This is a genomic window from Streptomyces sp. NRRL WC-3605 (assembly GCF_001509795.1).
Taxonomy (GTDB): domain Bacteria; phylum Actinomycetota; class Actinomycetes; order Streptomycetales; family Streptomycetaceae; genus Streptomyces; species Streptomyces viridochromogenes.
Genome location: NZ_LLZN01000120.1, coordinates 1 through 1195, shown reverse-complemented (window position 1 = coordinate 1195; position 1195 = coordinate 1). Strand labels below are relative to the sequence as shown.

Annotated in this window: 1 rRNA gene; it reads right to left on the bottom strand. The window is 56.4% G+C overall.

Going from position 1 to position 1195, the window contains the following annotated elements:
* Positions 1-22: 22 nt before the first annotated feature.
* Positions 23-1195: ribosomal RNA gene (locus ADL34_RS33555) — 23S ribosomal RNA — on the bottom strand; the annotation flags it as partial.

Below are 1195 nucleotides of genomic sequence, written 5' to 3'. Positions count from 1 at the left end.
AACACAGTGGACGCGAGCAACTGAGGACAAGCCCTCGGCCTATTAGTACCGGTCACCTCCACACGTTACCGTGCTTCCAGATCCGGCCTATCAACCCAGTCGTCTACTGGGAGCCTTACCCCATCAAGTGGGTGGGAGTCCTCATCTCGAAGCAGGCTTCCCGCTTAGATGCTTTCAGCGGTTATCCCTCCCGAACGTAGCCAACCAGCCATGCCCTTGGCAGAACAACTGGCACACCAGAGGTTCGTCCGTCCCGGTCCTCTCGTACTAGGGACAGCCCTTCTCAAGACTCCTACGCGCACAGCGGATAGGGACCGAACTGTCTCACGACGTTCTAAACCCAGCTCGCGTACCGCTTTAATGGGCGAACAGCCCAACCCTTGGGACCGACTCCAGCCCCAGGATGCGACGAGCCGACATCGAGGTGCCAAACCATCCCGTCGATATGGACTCTTGGGGAAGATCAGCCTGTTATCCCCGGGGTACCTTTTATCCGTTGAGCGACGGCGCTTCCACAAGCCACCGCCGGATCACTAGTCCCGACTTTCGTCCCTGCTCGACCCGTCGGTCTCACAGTCAAGCTCCCTTGTGCACTTACACTCAACACCTGATTGCCAACCAGGCTGAGGGAACCTTTGGGCGCCTCCGTTACTCTTTAGGAGGCAACCGCCCCAGTTAAACTACCCATCAGACACTGTCCCTGATCCGGATCACGGACCCAGGTTAGACATCCAGCACGACCAGACTGGTATTTCAACGACGACTCCCCCTGAACTGGCGTCCAGAGTTCAAAGTCTCCCAGCTATCCTACACAAGCCGAACCGAACACCAATATCAAACTGTAGTAAAGGTCCCGGGGTCTTTCCGTCCTGCTGCGCGAAACGAGCATCTTTACTCGTAGTGCAATTTCACCGGGCCTATGGTTGAGACAGTCGAGAAGTCGTTACGCCATTCGTGCAGGTCGGAACTTACCCGACAAGGAATTTCGCTACCTTAGGATGGTTATAGTTACCACCGCCGTTTACTGGCGCTTAAGTTCTCAGCTTCGCCGAGACGAATCTCGACTAACCGGTCCCCTTAACGTTCCAGCACCGGGCAGGCGTCAGTCCGTATACATCGCCTTACGGCTTCGCACGGACCTGTGTTTTTAGTAAACAGTCGCTTCTCGCTGGTCTCTGCGGCCACCCCCAGCTCA